Genomic DNA, 1,928 nt, shown 5'->3' with positions numbered 1-1,928 from the left:
GATCGCCTCGCGTCACCCCGGATGTCTACCGTCCCGAGCCACTCCGGCGGAGCGATTTGACCCAACAGTGATCTGAACCTGGAACACGCCCTAGGACCGCGGCTGGGTGAACAACCTTTGCTCGGTCTCGACCAGGATTCCGCGCTCGGTCAGTCGCTTGAGCTTCAGGCGGGTGTTGTCGATGTTGTTGGGCGCGATCTCCAGGTTCATCGCCTCGCACACCTGTTGCGCCCGCAGCGGCGCGTCGGCCGCGGCGAACACCGCCATGATCTGCTGGTAGGCCGGGTGGTCGGGCAGCTTCGGCGCCAGTGGCGCGGACGGCTGCGGATCGGGCAGTTCCAGCAACGTCTTGCGGGTGATCCGGATGTCCTCGGCGACCCGGCATCGGCGCGGGAGGTCGCCGCGGCCGGCGGCCATCCGCAGCGCGTCGGTGACCAGTTCCCGGCTCTCCCTGCGCAGCCGCTGCAGCTCTTCCCTCTCCGCCGTGGTCAGCGCGCCGGGCGCCCCCTCGCCACGGTCGATCTTCGCCTGCTTCACCCAGCCGCGAAGACCCTCCGGACTCACGCCGAGTTCCCGGGCGGCCTCGGTGACATTCCGCCCTGACGAGCGGACCAGTGCCGCCGCGTCCCGCTTGAACTCCGGCGTGTACCGCTTGCTCATGTTGCTCTTGCCACTCAACCTGGACTGCTTCCTCCGGGACCGATCCGTCCCGGTATCAGGCTGTCCACTTCAGCGGGGGAACTTCAAGCTGGTCGGCCCCCGACACCGCGTACTCCCACCGGCTGCGCGGCTCCCTGAGCCCTACCGACCTCTCCACCCCCGCGCTCACAGCCTCTGCCACAGCAGATCGAGTTCGGCGAGCAACGACTCCAGGTCGGTGGACTGGGCCGATGTCCCGTCCACGACGTACCCGGCCACCAGGAGCACCAGCCCGTCGTGCGCCAGGGTGATGCCCAACCAGCGCTTCTCGCTCTCCACCGGCAGCCGGTCCTGGGAAGCTCCGAAATCCTTTGGCCGGCAGTCCCAGCCGCGAGCCTGACCGTCGATCCGGCCCTGAAGAACGCCCTGATCTGCGCAGCAAGCGGACATTGCACATATGGCGGAGACCAAACACCAGGAGCGAGGATCACGCCGTGAGCCCGACGCACCTTCCTCCCTCTGAGTACTACGCCTCGCTTCCCAGGCATATCGCCGGTGCCGGGGCGATCATCCACGACGCTGCGGGCCGCATTCTTCTCGTCCAGCCGTCCTATCGCACCGGCACTTGGGAGATTCCCGGTGGCGGACTGGAGGTGGGAGAGAACCCACTGCAAGCAGTCAAGCGCGAGGTCAAGGAGGAGCTCGATATCGACATCACACCTGGCCGACTGCTGGCCATCGACTGGGTACCGGAACAGGCCGACGGCCGCCCGCCGCTGGCCAATTACCTCTTCGACGGCGGGCTGATAACGCGCGAAACTCAGACACGAATCCACCTCGGCCCGGACGAGCTCACCGCATGGCAGCTGACGATCCCCGAGCAGTGGGACACCCTCCTCGCCTCACACCTTGCCCGCCGCCTGCACGCCTGCTCCCGAGCTCTGGCCCAGGGCACCACCGTCTACCTGCACGACGGACGCGACCCCATCCGCCCCCAGGCCTGATGCCCTGTCGTCCGGGGACGGCTACGTCGGCACAGCCTGGACCCCGCTTCGAGATGCGCTGGTCTGCAGCCAGCCCCATCCCGGAGTTCATGTGGTCCCACGTGCTCGGCATGGGCTCGTGGTCGACCAGTTTCCTTCCGGGTCCGGGCGGTCCGGTCCCGTCCGGCCGCCGTGGACACAGATGCTGCCGACCGTTCCTAAACAGTGTCCAGGAGTGAGCCTTGTACCCACGTCCCGGAACTGCGCGCATCCCGAACGGTTTTGGATGCGCTGGTCCCCCGCGTT

The 1,928-nt window shown here is 67.5% G+C and carries 3 protein-coding genes; 1 reads left to right on the top strand and 2 read right to left on the bottom strand.

Going from position 1 to position 1,928, the window contains the following annotated elements; translation table 11 throughout:
• Positions 1 to 90: 90 nt before the first annotated feature.
• Both AB0I23_RS41395 and AB0I23_RS41390 read right to left on the bottom strand, forming a co-directional pair.
• A complete protein-coding gene (locus tag AB0I23_RS41395) occupies positions 91 to 678 on the bottom strand; it encodes a transposase (protein WP_359118431.1) in 588 nt (195 codons plus the stop codon).
• Between the two features lie 147 nt (positions 679 to 825).
• Positions 826 to 978: a hypothetical protein gene (locus AB0I23_RS41390; RefSeq protein WP_359118429.1), complete on the bottom strand. Its 153-nt coding sequence runs from the start codon at positions 976 to 978 to the stop codon at positions 826 to 828.
• 155 nt (positions 979 to 1,133) lie between these two features.
• Here AB0I23_RS41390 and AB0I23_RS41385 point away from each other — a divergent pair, with 155 nt between their 5' ends.
• Positions 1,134 to 1,643, top strand: coding sequence for an NUDIX hydrolase (locus AB0I23_RS41385; protein WP_359118427.1), 510 nt, complete (start codon positions 1,134 to 1,136; stop codon positions 1,641 to 1,643).
• The last annotated feature ends 285 nt before the right edge of the window (positions 1,644 to 1,928 follow it).

This window comes from Streptomyces atratus (genome assembly GCF_040655115.1).
In the GTDB taxonomy this organism is placed as follows: Bacteria; Actinomycetota; Actinomycetes; order Streptomycetales; family Streptomycetaceae; genus Streptomyces; species Streptomyces atratus_D.
Note: the sequence above shows the minus strand (reverse complement) of the source record. Positions and strands in the feature narration are given on the sequence as shown.